The organism is Pseudomonas extremaustralis (assembly GCF_900102035.1).
GTDB lineage: Bacteria > Pseudomonadota > Gammaproteobacteria > Pseudomonadales > Pseudomonadaceae > Aquipseudomonas > Aquipseudomonas extremaustralis.
The window spans coordinates 5,064,595-5,077,587 of sequence record NZ_LT629689.1 but is presented as its reverse complement, the minus strand read 5'-3'; the positions used below and the strand labels follow the sequence as shown (position 1 = coordinate 5,077,587).

The following is a 12,993-nucleotide window of genomic DNA, read 5'->3' as shown; positions in this document are numbered from 1 at the left end:
CGGGGTCACAGCCATCGGCAGGAGTTCATCCTTTGCCGAGCATAGACGCCCTCGCCGATCGCTTATCGACCTACCTCGGCCCCGACCAGGTCAACCTGGTCCGCCGAGCGTATTTCTACGCCGAACAAGCTCACGACGGCCAACGCCGCCGCAGTGGCGAGGCGTATGTCACCCATCCCCTTGCGGTGGCCAATATTCTCGCCGACATGCACATGGACCATCAGAGCCTGATGGCTGCGATGCTGCATGACGTGATCGAAGACACCGGCATCGCCAAGGAAGCGCTCAGCGCGCAATTTGGCGAAACCGTGGCCGAACTGGTCGATGGGGTCAGCAAACTGACCCAGATGAATTTCGAGACCAAGGCCGAAGCCCAGGCGGAAAACTTCCAGAAGATGGCCATGGCCATGGCCCGGGATATCCGCGTGATCCTGGTCAAGCTGGCCGACCGGCTGCACAACATGCGCACGCTGGAAGTGCTGTCCGGCGAAAAACGTCGGCGTATCGCCAAGGAAACCCTGGAAATCTACGCGCCCATCGCCAACCGGCTGGGCATGCACGCCATTCGTATCGAATTCGAAGACCTCGGTTTCAAGGCCATGCACCCGATGCGTTCGGCGCGCATCTACCAGGCGGTCAAGCGCGCCCGGGGCAACCGCAAGGAAATCGTCAACAAGATCGAAGAGTCCCTGAGCCATTGCCTGGCGATCGACGAGATCGAGGGCGAGGTCAGCGGACGCCAGAAGCACATCTACGGCATCTACAAGAAGATGCGCGGCAAGCGCCGGGCCTTCAACGAGATCATGGACGTGTATGCGTTCCGGATCATCGTCGACAAGGTCGACACCTGCTACCGCGTATTGGGCGCTGTACATAATCTGTACAAGCCCCTGCCGGGGCGCTTCAAGGACTACATCGCCATTCCCAAGGCCAACGGCTATCAGTCGCTGCATACCACGCTGTTCGGTATGCATGGGGTGCCGATCGAGATCCAGATCCGCACCCGGGAAATGGAAGAGATGGCCAACAACGGCATCGCCGCCCACTGGCTGTACAAGTCCAGCGGCGACGAGCAGCCCAAAGGCACCCATGCCCGCGCCCGCCAATGGGTCAAAGGCGTGCTGGAAATGCAGCAACGTGCGGGCAACTCCCTGGAATTCATCGAGAGCGTGAAGATCGACCTGTTCCCGGACGAGGTCTACGTGTTCACGCCCAAAGGCCGGATCATGGAGCTGCCGAAAGGCTCCACGGCGGTCGACTTTGCCTACGCGGTACACACCGACGTCGGCAACAGCTGCATTGCCTGTCGGATCAACCGTCGCCTGGCCCCGCTGTCGGAGCCGCTGCAAAGCGGCTCCACGGTGGAGATCGTCAGCGCACCGGGCGCACGCCCGAACCCGGCGTGGCTCAACTTCGTAGTCACCGGCAAGGCGCGTACCCACATCCGCCATGCCCTGAAACTGCAACGCCGCTCCGAGTCCATCAGCCTGGGCGAACGCCTGCTGAACAAGGTGCTCAACGGTTTCGACAGTGCGCTGGACAAGATTCCTGCAGAGCGCGTGCAAGCGATGCTCACCGAGTACCGCCAGGAAACCATCGAAGACCTGCTGGAAGACATCGGCCTGGGCAACCGCATGGCCTATGTGGTCGCCCGTCGTCTGCTTGGTGAAGGCGAACAATTGCCAAGCCCGGAAGGCCCGCTGGCGATTCGTGGCACCGAGGGCCTGGTGCTCAGCTACGCCAAGTGCTGCACGCCGATCCCGGGCGACCCGATTGTCGGGCACCTATCGGCGGGCAAAGGCATGGTGGTCCACCTGGACAACTGCCGCAATATCAGCGAAATCCGCCACAACCCGGAAAAATGCATCCAGCTCTCATGGGCCAAGGATGTCACCGGCGAATTCAATGTCGAGCTGCGGGTGGAGCTGGAACACCAGCGCGGCCTGATCGCCCTGCTGGCCAGCAGCGTCAACGCGGCCGATGGCAATATCGAAAAAATCAGCATGGACGAGCGCGATGGTCGCATCAGCGTGGTCCAACTGGTGGTCAGCGTACACGACCGTGTGCACCTGGCCCGCGTGATCAAGAAACTGCGCGCCCTGACCGGGGTGATCCGCATCACCCGCATGCGTGCATAGCCCACCTCTTACAAGGAGTCATTCATGACCAAGACCGTTATCACCAGCGACAAAGCCCCAGCTGCCATCGGCACGTACTCCCAGGCGATCAAGGCCGGCAACACCGTCTACATGTCCGGCCAGATCCCGCTGAACCCAAAGACCATGGAACTGGTGGAAGGCTTCGAAGCACAAACCGTGCAAGTCTTCGAAAACCTCAAGTCCGTGGCCGAAGCCGCTGGCGGTTCGTTCAAGGACATCGTCAAGCTCAACATTTTCCTCACCGACCTGAGCCACTTCGCCAAGGTCAACGAGATCATGGGCAAATACTTCGAACAACCCTACCCAGCCCGCGCCGCCATCGGCGTTGCCGCCCTGCCAAAGGGCGCACAGGTTGAGATGGACGCGATTCTGGTCATCGAGTAATACGTTCGGCGCAGCCACCACAGGCTGCGCCGACTTCGTTTTTAAAGGATTTCATGATGCGCAAAGCGCTTGTAGCCTCTTCGTTGCTCGCCCTGTTGCTCGGCGGCTGCGCCAGCAACCCTGCCGACCTGGATGTGAGTGGTACCTGGGTCAACCAGGCCGCTGTCGATGCGGCCGCCAAGGGTGGCCCTCTACGTGAAGCGCTGCAAAGCTACGGCCCGAACCTGGAGTGGGAAATCAACCCCAAGGGCTCGCAGGCACGCTACTACAACGGTTTTGAAGTAGCCGAAGGCAAATTGCTGGGTGAACAATCCGGCGCCTGGAGCGTGAGTTTCTACGGCAGCTCCGCCACCGAACTCAAGCGCAAAGGCAAACAACTGCTGCAAGTGGCCAACGACAACGAGCCCGAACAGCTGTTCGCCCGCGCCCAGGAGCCGGCTCCAGAAGGCGCGCCGCTGGGTGCCAACTTCGAACGTGCGCTGTACGCAGCCTATATGGGCGGCGACTGGAAGATCACCGACGGTTTCGGGAACGGCGCCACGGTCCAGTTCCAGGCCAACGGCAAAGTCGCCGGATTGCCTGGCGTCGATCGGTACTCGTTGTGCCTGGCCGGTGATTGCGCGTCCATGAGCGGCGGCTATGACAGCATCTGGCTGCAACTGAATGGCGTAGGCAATCCGTGGATCTTTGCGCGCAAGGGCAAGCAACTGGAGATTTTCCAGGCGATCAACACCGCGCAGGCGGATGAAGTACCTTCGTTTACGCCGGGCCCTCGCCAATGGCTGCTCGAAAAACAATAGCCTCTTTGTAGGTACCGGCTTGCCGGCTCCCACAAAGAGCATGGTCAGCCTTTCAGGATTGCCGCGTAACCTTCGCGATAGCTTGGATACGTCGGCACCCAACCCAGCGCTTTGGCGCGGGCATTGCTGCATCGCTTACTGCCCGCCCGCCGCACACTGGCGTCCTCGGACCATTGCGTCACGCCCAGATATTCACGCAACCAGGCCACGACCTCTGCCAACGGCGCAGGGGCATCGTCAACGCCGATATAGAACTTATCCAGCGAACCGCCCTGCTCTACATGACGCAACAAAAACGCCAGCAAGCCCGCCGCATCATCGGCGTGTATCCGGTTGCCATATAAAGGTGGATCGATCGCTACGCGGTAGCCCTGGCGTACCTGGGTCAGCAACCATTCGCGACCCGGACCGTAGATACCCGTCAGGCGCACAATGCTGGCGGGGATGCCACTATTGAGCGCCACTTGCTCGGCTTCCAGCATGACCTGGCCGGAATACCCTTTCGCCTGGGTCTCAGACGTTTCGTCGACCCATTCCCCGTTCTGCTGCCCATAGACGCTGCTGCTGGAGACAAACAACAGGTGTTTGGGCGCCTGGCCGTAGTCGCCCAGCCACTCCAGCACATGCTGCAAGCCTTGCACATACGCCGCGCGATAACCGGCTTCATCGTGGTCCGTCGCGGCGGCGCAGTACACCAGGTAATCCACCCCGCCGATCGGCCAGGTGTCCGGGCAGTCCTTATTGAACAGGTCGCCGGCGATGCCGATCACCCCATCGGGAAGACGCGAAATATCGCGTCGCAGGCCATGCACCTCCCATTGCGAAGCGAGCAATTGGCTGGCCAGCCGACTTCCCACATCGCCACAACCGGCAATCACAACAGAAGGCACAGACATCATGAAACTCCGGACTGAAAGGTCTAGATTAGCCTTCGCCACCGACCCACGGCCAGAAAAAGGACAAATAAAGTAACTGTATTACTTTTGTTAACAAGAATTACTTGCAATAATAACCGCCCATTTGTCCTCGACCGCTCAGGGTCTGGAAGGACGATCACTCATTTTTTCTCTCAGGTCCGGCCAGCATGACACGTCATACAAACCCCGCTTCGCCAACCAAGCTTCACAGTCCATCCCGCGCCTGGCGTGCGATTGCTGCGCTGCTGTTCAGCGTACTGCTGGCACCGACCGCCGCATTCGCTGATGCCACAGCGCCGACGACACCGCCTGCCGCCGAGCAGAATGCCGCCACCCCGGCTGCAACGCCAGCCGCCGCCGACCCGGCAGCCAGCGACACCGGCGTCGTGCTGGAAGAAAACAACACCCTGGGCATGGCCCACGACCTGTCTCCTTGGGGCATGTACCAGAATGCTGACGTGGTGGTGAAAGCCGTGATGATCGGCCTCGCCATCGCCTCGATCATTACCTGGACCATCTGGATCGCCAAGGGCTTCGAGCTGCTGGGCGCCAAGCGCCGCCTGCGTACCGAAATCGTCCACCTGAAAAAAGCCACCACCCTCAAGGAAGCCAGCGAAAGCGCGACCCAGAAGGGCACCCTGGCCAATACCCTGGTGCACGACGCCCTGGAAGAAATGCGCCTGTCGGCCAACACCCGCGAAAAAGAAGGCATCAAGGAGCGTGTGGCGTTCCGCCTGGAGCGCCTGGTTGCAGCCTGCGGCCGTAATATGAGCAGCGGCACCGGCGTGCTGGCGACCATCGGTTCCACCGCGCCGTTCGTCGGCCTGTTCGGCACCGTGTGGGGCATCATGAACAGCTTCATCGGCATCGCCAAAACCCAGACCACCAACCTCGCCGTCGTCGCGCCCGGTATTGCCGAAGCTCTGCTGGCGACCGCCCTGGGCCTGGTTGCCGCGATTCCCGCGGTGGTGATCTACAACGTCTTCGCCCGTTCGATCGCCGGCTACAAGGCCCAGGTATCGGACGCATCGGCAGAAGTCCTGCTGCTGGTCAGCCGCGATCTCGATCACCTGCCTACCGAGCGCAGCTCGCAACCGCACATGGTGAAAGTGGGGTAATCGGCCATGGGCCTGCATCTGAATCAAGGCGACGACGAACTCGTCGAGAACCACGAAATCAACGTCACACCGTTTATCGACGTGATGCTGGTATTGCTGATCATCTTCATGGTGGCGGCACCCCTGGCCACTGTGGACATCAAGGTCGATCTGCCCGCGTCCAGCGCCAAGCCGGCGCCACGGCCGGAAAAACCGGTCTTCCTCAGCGTCAAGGCGGATCAACGCTTGTTCCTGGGCGAAGAAGAAGTCAAGGCTGAAACCCTGGGGCCGAAGCTCGACGCCAAGACCCAGGGCAAGAAAGACACGACGATCTTTTTCCAGGCCGACAAAGGCGTGGACTACGGCGACCTGATGAGCGTGATGGATGCCCTGCGGGCAGCCGGCTACCTCAAGGTCGGCCTGGTCGGACTCGAGACGGCAGCCAAAAAATGATCACGACGCGCCGCAAACTGACGCGATATGGCACCAGCCTCGCTGTCGTGCTGGGCGTGCATGCCGTCGCGATTGCCTTGATGCTGCATATGTCGGTTGCGCGCCAACCGCAACTGCCACCGGCAGCCATGGTCATCGACCTGGCGCCGATGCCAGCGCCGCCACCGCCGCCGGCACCGCCCAAGGTGATCACGCCGCCGCAACCGCCCGCACCGGAGGAAGAACTGCCCCTGCCGAAACTGGCCGAGGCACCCAAGCCGACAATCCAGGTGCCCAAGCCGGTCAAGCCCAAGCCGAAACCGCAGCCACCCAAGCCGGTGGAGAAAAAGCCCGAGCCGCCCAAGGAGAAACCGTCCGAGGACCCACCGAGCGAGACGCCGCCGAGCCACGCACCCGCTGAAAAATCGGCCCAGCCGGCTCCAGGCCCGTCGCCGCAACTGGTCGCGGCCAAGGCTTCCTGGGAAGGCGCCCTGCTGGCGCACTTGCAGAAGTACAAGAAGTACCCGAAAAGCGCTCTGAACAGTGGCAAGGAAGGCATGAATCGCTTGCGCTTCGTGGTCGATGCCGAAGGCAATGTGCTGTCCTACGAGTTGGTGGGCCGCTCCGGCAACGCCAACCTGGACCGCGCCACCCTGGACATGATCCGTAATGCCCAACCATTGCCCAAGCCACCGGCCGACATGGTGAAAAGCGGCAGCATCGAGATCGTTGCGCCGTTCGTGTACAACATCGAGAAGAACCGCCGCTGACGGTGGCAGTGTCCTGTGGAGAGGCGGCTTGCCCTCTCTCCACGGCGCCGCCCCCGCCAGGCGTTTGCTTAGTGAAAACTCAGCTATTCTCCAATCAATCCCGGCGAAAGTTCTGATAACGTGCGTCTATCGATTGCAGCCGGTATGCTTGGCTCGCAACCTCATGGACGCCCGCTATGACTCTTACAGAATTACGCTACATCGTCACCCTCGCCCAAGAGCAGCACTTCGGCCACGCGGCCGAGCGTTGCCACGTCAGCCAGCCGACATTGTCGGTGGGCGTGAAAAAGCTTGAAGACGAACTCGGTGTGCTGATTTTTGAGCGCAGCAAGAGCGCCGTGCGCCTAACCCCGGTGGGTGAAGGCATCGTTGCCCAGGCCCAGAAGGTTCTCGAGCAAGCGCAAAGCATTCGCGAACTGGCCCAGGCCGGCAAGAATCAACTGACCGCCCCGCTGAAAGTCGGCGCCATCTACACCGTCGGCCCTTACCTGTTCCCGCACCTGATCCCGCAACTGCACCGCGTCGCGCCGCAGATGCCGCTGTATATCGAAGAGAACTTCACCCACGTACTGCGCGACAAACTGCGCAACGGCGAACTGGACGCGATCATCATCGCCCTGCCGTTCACCGAAGCGGACGTTTTGACCCTACCACTCTATGACGAACCGTTCTATGTGCTGATGCCCGCCTCCCACCCGTGGACGCAAAAAGACACCATCGACGCCGGCCTGCTCAATGACAAGAGCCTGCTGCTGCTCGGCGAAGGCCACTGCTTCCGCGACCAGGTGCTCGAAGCCTGCCCGACCCTGACCAAAGGCAACGACGGCGCCAAACACACCACCGTGGAGTCCAGCTCCCTGGAAACCATTCGCCACATGGTCGCCTCGGGCCTGGGCATTTCGATCCTGCCGTTGTCGGCGGTGGACAGCCATCACTACGCCCCCGGCGTAATCGAAGTGCGCCCGCTCACGCCGCCAGTGCCATTCCGAACCGTAGCGATCGCCTGGCGCGCCAGCTTCCCAAGGCCCAAAGCCATTGAGATCCTCGCCGACTCGATCCGCCTGTGCTCGGTGGCCAAGCCGCCTGCTGCGAGCTAAGTAACGGTATGACAGAGCTGTCGCAAGTGTCAGTGACGGCACTCAAGGGTGTCGGTGAAGCCATGGCCGAGAAGCTGGCCAAGGTCGGCCTGGAGAACCTTCAGGACGTGCTGTTCCACCTGCCGCTGCGTTATCAGGATCGGACCCGCGTAGTGCCCATCGGTCAGTTGCGTCCCGGGCAGGATGCCGTGGTCGAAGGCACAGTCAGCGGCGCCGATGTGGTGATGGGCAAGCGCCGTAGCCTGGTGGTGCGCCTGCAGGACGGCACCGGCGGCCTGAGCCTGCGCTTCTATCATTTCAGCAATGCACAGAAAGAAGGCCTCAAGCGTGGCACCCGCGTGCGCTGCTATGGCGAAGCACGGCCTGGCGCGTCGGGCCTGGAGATCTATCACCCGGAATACCGCGCCATTACCGGCGACGAACCGCCGCCGGTGGACACCACCCTCACACCGATCTACCCGCTCACCGAGGGCCTGACCCAACAGCGCCTGCGCCAGTTGTGCATGCAGACCCTGACGATGCTCGGCCCCAAAAGCCTGCCCGACTGGCTGCCCCAGGAGCTGGCCCGCGACTATCAGTTGGCGCCGCTGGACGAAGCGATTCGCTACCTGCATCACCCGCCGGCCGACGCCGATGTCGACGAACTCGCGCTCGGTCATCACTGGGCCCAGCACCGCCTGGCGTTTGAGGAACTGCTGACTCACCAACTGTCCCAGCAGCGCCTGCGCGAAAGCATGCGCTCCCTGCGCGCGCCAGCGATGCCCAAGGCCACACGCCTGCCCGCGCAATACCTGGCCAACCTGGGCTTTGCGCCGACGGGTGCCCAGCAACGCGTCGGCAACGAAATCGCCTACGACTTGAGCCAGAAAGAGCCCATGCTGCGGTTGATTCAGGGCGATGTGGGCGCGGGCAAAACCATGGTCGCAGCCCTCGCCGCCCTGCAGGCGCTGGAAGCCGGTTACCAGGTGGCCCTGATGGCGCCCACCGAGATCCTCGCCGAACAGCACTTCATCACCTTCAAGCGCTGGCTCGAGCCGCTGGGCCTGGAAGTGGCGTGGCTGGCCGGCAAGCTCAAGGGCAAGAATCGTGCGGCAGCGCTGGAACAGATTGCCGCCGGCGCGCCAATGGTGGTGGGCACGCACGCGCTGTTCCAGGACGAAGTTCAGTTCAAGAATCTGGCCTTGGTGATCATCGACGAACAGCACCGCTTCGGTGTGCAACAGCGCCTGGCCCTGCGTCAGAAAGGCGTGGGCGGACGCATGAGCCCGCACCAACTGATCATGACCGCCACGCCGATCCCGCGCACCTTGGCGATGAGCGCCTACGCCGACCTCGATACCTCGATCCTCGACGAACTGCCCCCCGGGCGCACCCCGGTCAACACGGTGCTGGTCACCGACACCCGACGCGTGGAAGTCATCGAGCGGGTACGCAGCGCCTGTGCCGAAGGCCGCCAGGCGTATTGGGTGTGCACGCTGATCGAAGAGTCCGAAGAACTGACCTGCCAGGCCGCCGAAACCACTTACGAAGACCTCACCAGCGCCTTGGGCGAACTCAAGGTCGGGCTGATCCACGGGCGCATGAAACCGGCGGAAAAAGCCGCGGTGATGGCGGAGTTCAAGGCCGGCAACCTGCAACTGCTGGTGGCCACCACGGTGATCGAGGTGGGCGTGGACGTTCCAAACGCCAGCCTGATGATCATTGAAAACCCCGAACGCCTGGGCCTGGCGCAACTGCACCAGCTGCGCGGCCGCGTCGGCCGGGGCAGCGCGGCCAGCCACTGCGTGCTGCTCTATCACCCGCCGCTGTCGCAGATCGGCCGCCAGCGCCTAAGTATCATGCGTGAAACAAATGATGGTTTTGTCATCGCCGAAAAAGACCTGGAACTGCGCGGTCCCGGTGAGATGCTCGGCACCCGCCAGACCGGCCTGTTGCAATTCAAGGTCGCCGATCTGATGCGCGACGCCGACCTGTTGCCGGCCGTGCGCGATGCGGCGCAAGCCCTTCTGGAGCGCTGGCCGGAGCATGTCAGCCCATTGCTGGATCGCTGGCTACGACACGGGCAGCAATACGGTCAGGTCTGAAGGATTACCGGCGGTGGTGGCCGAAAGATGCCCCTATCGCCAACACCATCACAAACCGCACTTATACGACCAACATATGTATCAAGCTGGTTATACTCCGGTGATTGTAAGAAATTGGATCAGGCCATGTCAGAAGTTGCCCTCGCCACAACCCCACTGACCGCCCCGCCGGTCATTCGGGCGTTGCTCGAAAAGCTCGCCATCAGCTACACGCAAGTCATCGAAGCGCCTGGCCTGAATCCGGCTCGAAAGGTCCAGGCCGTGCTGCTGGAAGATGCGGTGGGCGCTCTGATGGTGCTGTTCCCGCAGAACCAACTGCTCGACCTCAACCGCCTCACCGAGCTCACCGGTCGCCGCCTCACGGCAGTGGCGCCGGATCGCGTCGAACGTATGCTGAGCAAGCATGACCTGAGCCTGCTGCCGGGTCTGCCGGCCCTGACCAGCTCGCCGTGCCTGTACGAAGGCAGCCTGCTCAACGAGCCAAGCCTGCTGGTGCATTCGGGCGAAGCCGGGTTGCTGCTGGAAATTTCCAGCGCCCACTTCAAGACCATGCTCACCAAGGCCAGCGCCGGCCACTTCGGCGAGCCGCTGAGCAATATCCGCCCGAACCTCGACCGCCCCAATGACGACCGCGAGGAAATCACCCAGGCGATGCAGGCGTTCACCGCCCGTCGCATCCAGCAGCGCCTGGAAGCGACCATCGAGATTCCGCCGCTGGCCGACACTGCGCAGAAGATCATCAAGCTGCGCGTCGACCCCAACGCCACCATCGATGACATCACCAGCGTGGTGGAAACCGACCCGTCGCTGGCCGCCCAGGTGGTCAGTTGGGCTGCATCGCCCTACTACGCATCGCCGGGCAAGATCCGCTCCGTGGAAGATGCAATCGTGCGCGTGCTGGGCTTCGACCTGGTGATCAACCTGGCGCTGGGCCTGGCCCTGGGCAAGACTTTGAGCCTGCCCAAAGACCATCCGCACCAGGCAACGCCGTACTGGCACCAGTCGATCTACACCGCTGCGGTAATCGAAGGCCTGACCCGCGCCATGCCCCGCGCCCAGCGCCCGGAAGCCGGCCTGACCTACCTCGCTGGTTTACTGCACAACTTCGGCTACCTGCTGCTGGCCCATGTGTTTCCACCGCACTTCTCGCTGATCTGCCGACACCTGGAGGTCAACCCGCACCTGTGCCACAGCTATGTGGAGCAACACCTGCTGGGCATCAGCCGCGAGCAAATCGGCGCCTGGCTGATGCGCTACTGGGATATGCCCGACGAACTGTCCACCGCCCTGCGCTTCCAGCACGACCCGACCTACGACGGCCAATACGCCGAATACCCGAACCTGGTGTGCGTGGCCGTGCGCCTGCTGCGCAGCCATGGCATCGGCTCCGGGCCGGACGAGACGATTCCGGATGCACTGCTGGAGCGCCTGGGGCTGACGCGTGACAAGGCTGAGGACGTGGTGGCCAAGGTGCTGGATGCCGAAGTGCTGCTGCGTGAATTAGCGTCCCAGTTCAGCCAGTCCTGAGCCAGCGATCCCTCTGTAGGTGCGAGCTTGCTCGCGAAGAACGTCAACGATGACGCAGCGCCATTCGGTAGCCCGCGTCGTCTATGGGTTTTTCGCGAGCGAGCTCGCTCCTACAGGGCTTGCCTTCAAGCCTTCTTGGTTTTCTTCGGCTTCAGATACTTGGTCAGCCCCTGGAACCAGATCACCAGCGCCGGGTTGCCCTTGATCTGGATCGACTTGTCCTGAATCCCCGTCATGAACGCCAGTTGCTTGTTCTTCGCCTGCATCGTGGCGAAGCCGTAGGCGGCGTCCTTGAACGCGATGGCAAATGCTGGCGCCGGGTGAACGCCCGAGCGGCTGGTGATGCGCTGGTCTTTGACGATGAAGTGACGGGCAACCTTGCCGTCGAGGGTCTGCAACTGGAACGCCAGGTCTTTGTCACCCAGCTGTTGCTGGAAGGTGGGATTGGTGCGGCTGGCTTTGCCCATCATGAGGCCCAGCACCCAGAGGAGAAGACGAAATTTCATAAGCGCGTAGCCTCAGAATAATAAAGAGTTGCCGCAGTTTAGCGATTCGCATACAGAACGCCACTATTCAAAACAGTATGTGATAGTGGTGCGCAGACGGGAAAACCTTATGACTAGCCAGTCAATTAAGGACCCGATCATGCAACGCTCCCGCGACACTAAAGACCTATTGGAAATAACACCCAGTTAAAAAAATTCTAACGCCCTGTTAATTATCACAGTAGCCATTATCCTGCGCCTCTTACATCCTGATAAACGCAGCACACTCGAAACGTAAATTATTAGCTCACGTCATCGTTGAGGAAATCATCATGAGCAACAATCACGGAAAAAGAGCAGGCGAAATCAGGGTCACCCTAGAGCTAAACGGAGAAACCCATCACTTCAACGCCCACACCACGACCACAACATTAAAAGAAGATGTTTTAACGGTCGTGGCCCGTGAGAATGCCTTCTCACCCTTTCGCATGTACACCGTTGATTTAAGAATCAAAAATGGCACACCACCGGGAAGGTATCTGCTGGATGGAGATCCGAACAACAAAGTCCGCGTGTTCTACCTTCCACCCCACCTGAACATACTCAGTTATTACGTCGATATATCCGGCCATTTCAATCTGACTGAAACGGCCACTGAGCAACGCATTGTTGGCAGCTTTGACTGCGTGGCGAAAAGCGTCGACCCGGCAATAACCGCGGAGGCGACGTTGAGTCACGGCATCGTATCCTTCGACCAGCAACCTCAGCGTCTCAGTAAAGGAAGCCTGAAAGGCGAGTTGCAGCCCGGTAATATTGAATTTGTAGCCACTGACGTGTCAATGGAGTTTGTCGGAGGCACAGGCGCCGGCTCTTTCTTGCAAGTCATTGCTAAAGTTAAAGAATTCCCGGAACATCAAATTCACCTCCATATACCTCGTGCTTTACTAGGTGAGCCAGAGTTACCCATCACTTTGAATGAAGATGGTAAGTCTGCATTGGCAACATTGGTTTATACAGGCGTACATAGAGCAGATAAAGGAACTGTCATCTATCACTACGACTCTGCTTCGGAGCGTTTCACTGGCACCTTGGAATTCGAGGCAAATGACGACATCACCTTCAAAAAAGGGAAGTTTGAGATCACTGGACTTATTCCTCAGAGATAACCAAAGCAGAGAGCCGCAATCTGGTTAAAACGTCCTGTTCACACAAAACATAAACGCTAGCCGAAGATTCACCGA

General features: G+C 60.8%; 12 protein-coding genes. 10 read left to right on the top strand and 2 right to left on the bottom strand.

Annotated features, from left to right (window positions below):
- Positions 1–32: 32 nt before the first annotated feature.
- Genes spoT through BLR63_RS23260 form a run of 3 tightly spaced genes read left to right on the top strand, consistent with a single transcriptional unit; the run spans position 33 to position 3,343 of the window.
- Positions 33–2,138, top strand: a complete 2,106-nt coding sequence (gene spoT, locus BLR63_RS23270; protein WP_010566964.1) for a bifunctional GTP diphosphokinase/guanosine-3',5'-bis pyrophosphate 3'-pyrophosphohydrolase — start codon at positions 33–35, stop codon at positions 2,136–2,138.
- Positions 2,139–2,162: 24 nt separating this feature from the next.
- Entirely contained in the window at positions 2,163–2,543 is a 381-nt protein-coding gene (locus BLR63_RS23265) for a RidA family protein (protein WP_010566963.1), read from the top strand.
- A 56-nt stretch (positions 2,544–2,599) separates the two neighbouring features.
- Positions 2,600–3,343 (top strand): hypothetical protein, encoded by a 744-nt coding sequence (locus BLR63_RS23260; RefSeq protein ID WP_010566962.1) that lies wholly within the window; start codon positions 2,600–2,602, stop codon positions 3,341–3,343.
- Between the two features lie 44 nt (positions 3,344–3,387).
- Here the strand turns inward: BLR63_RS23260 and BLR63_RS23255 are convergent, their stop codons facing one another.
- Entirely contained in the window at positions 3,388–4,239 is an 852-nt protein-coding gene (locus BLR63_RS23255; RefSeq protein WP_010566961.1) for an SDR family oxidoreductase, read from the bottom strand.
- Between the two features lie 188 nt (positions 4,240–4,427).
- Here BLR63_RS23255 and exbB point away from each other — a divergent pair, with 188 nt between their 5' ends.
- The 6 genes from exbB (at position 4,428) to BLR63_RS23225 (ending at position 11,267) form a co-directional block, all read left to right on the top strand.
- Positions 4,428–5,378: a tonB-system energizer ExbB gene (exbB, locus tag BLR63_RS23250; RefSeq protein WP_010566960.1), complete on the top strand. Its 951-nt coding sequence runs from the start codon at positions 4,428–4,430 to the stop codon at positions 5,376–5,378.
- A 6-nt stretch (positions 5,379–5,384) separates the two neighbouring features.
- Positions 5,385–5,810, top strand: coding sequence for a TonB system transport protein ExbD (gene exbD / locus BLR63_RS23245; RefSeq protein WP_010566959.1), 426 nt, complete (start codon positions 5,385–5,387; stop codon positions 5,808–5,810).
- Positions 5,807–6,559, top strand: a complete 753-nt coding sequence (locus BLR63_RS23240; protein WP_010566958.1) for an energy transducer TonB family protein — start codon at positions 5,807–5,809, stop codon at positions 6,557–6,559. The genes exbD and BLR63_RS23240 overlap by 4 nt, the downstream gene beginning before the upstream one ends.
- Before the next feature lie 176 nt (positions 6,560–6,735).
- Positions 6,736–7,656: a hydrogen peroxide-inducible genes activator gene (locus BLR63_RS23235; protein WP_010566957.1), complete on the top strand. Its 921-nt coding sequence runs from the start codon at positions 6,736–6,738 to the stop codon at positions 7,654–7,656.
- Between the two features lie 8 nt (positions 7,657–7,664).
- On the top strand, positions 7,665–9,740 hold the full coding sequence (gene recG / locus BLR63_RS23230) for an ATP-dependent DNA helicase RecG (protein ID WP_010566956.1): 2,076 nt from the start codon (positions 7,665–7,667) through the stop codon (positions 9,738–9,740).
- Positions 9,741–9,866: 126 nt separating this feature from the next.
- Positions 9,867–11,267 (top strand): aminoacyl-tRNA deacylase and HDOD domain-containing protein, encoded by a 1,401-nt coding sequence (locus BLR63_RS23225; protein ID WP_010566955.1) that lies wholly within the window; start codon positions 9,867–9,869, stop codon positions 11,265–11,267.
- A 125-nt stretch (positions 11,268–11,392) separates the two neighbouring features.
- Here the strand turns inward: BLR63_RS23225 and BLR63_RS23220 are convergent, their stop codons facing one another.
- Complete coding sequence (locus tag BLR63_RS23220; RefSeq protein WP_010566954.1) at positions 11,393–11,773, bottom strand: hypothetical protein; 381 nt, start codon at positions 11,771–11,773, stop codon at positions 11,393–11,395.
- Positions 11,774–12,084: 311 nt separating this feature from the next.
- Here BLR63_RS23220 and BLR63_RS23215 point away from each other — a divergent pair, with 311 nt between their 5' ends.
- The gene (locus tag BLR63_RS23215; RefSeq protein ID WP_010566953.1) at positions 12,085–12,918 is read left to right on the top strand and encodes a hypothetical protein; all 834 of its coding nucleotides are present in this window, start codon (positions 12,085–12,087) and stop codon (positions 12,916–12,918) included.
- Positions 12,919–12,993 lie beyond the last annotated feature (75 nt).

Coding starts and splice junctions, on each gene's coding strand:
- BLR63_RS23225 (WP_010566955.1), top strand. CDS start 9,867: ATGTCAGAAGTTGCCCTCGCCACAACCCCACTGACCGCCCCGCCGGTC.
- BLR63_RS23235 (WP_010566957.1), top strand. CDS start 6,736: ATGACTCTTACAGAATTACGCTACATCGTCACCCTCGCCCAAGAGCAG.
- BLR63_RS23240 (WP_010566958.1), top strand. CDS start 5,807: ATGATCACGACGCGCCGCAAACTGACGCGATATGGCACCAGCCTCGCT.
- BLR63_RS23260 (WP_010566962.1), top strand. CDS start 2,600: ATGCGCAAAGCGCTTGTAGCCTCTTCGTTGCTCGCCCTGTTGCTCGGC.
- BLR63_RS23255 (WP_010566961.1), bottom strand. CDS start 4,239: ATGTCTGTGCCTTCTGTTGTGATTGCCGGTTGTGGCGATGTGGGAAGT.
- BLR63_RS23265 (WP_010566963.1), top strand. CDS start 2,163: ATGACCAAGACCGTTATCACCAGCGACAAAGCCCCAGCTGCCATCGGC.
- recG (WP_010566956.1), top strand. CDS start 7,665: ATGACAGAGCTGTCGCAAGTGTCAGTGACGGCACTCAAGGGTGTCGGT.
- BLR63_RS23215 (WP_010566953.1), top strand. CDS start 12,085: ATGAGCAACAATCACGGAAAAAGAGCAGGCGAAATCAGGGTCACCCTA.
- exbB (WP_010566960.1), top strand. CDS start 4,428: ATGACACGTCATACAAACCCCGCTTCGCCAACCAAGCTTCACAGTCCA.
- exbD (WP_010566959.1), top strand. CDS start 5,385: ATGGGCCTGCATCTGAATCAAGGCGACGACGAACTCGTCGAGAACCAC.
- BLR63_RS23220 (WP_010566954.1), bottom strand. CDS start 11,773: ATGAAATTTCGTCTTCTCCTCTGGGTGCTGGGCCTCATGATGGGCAAA.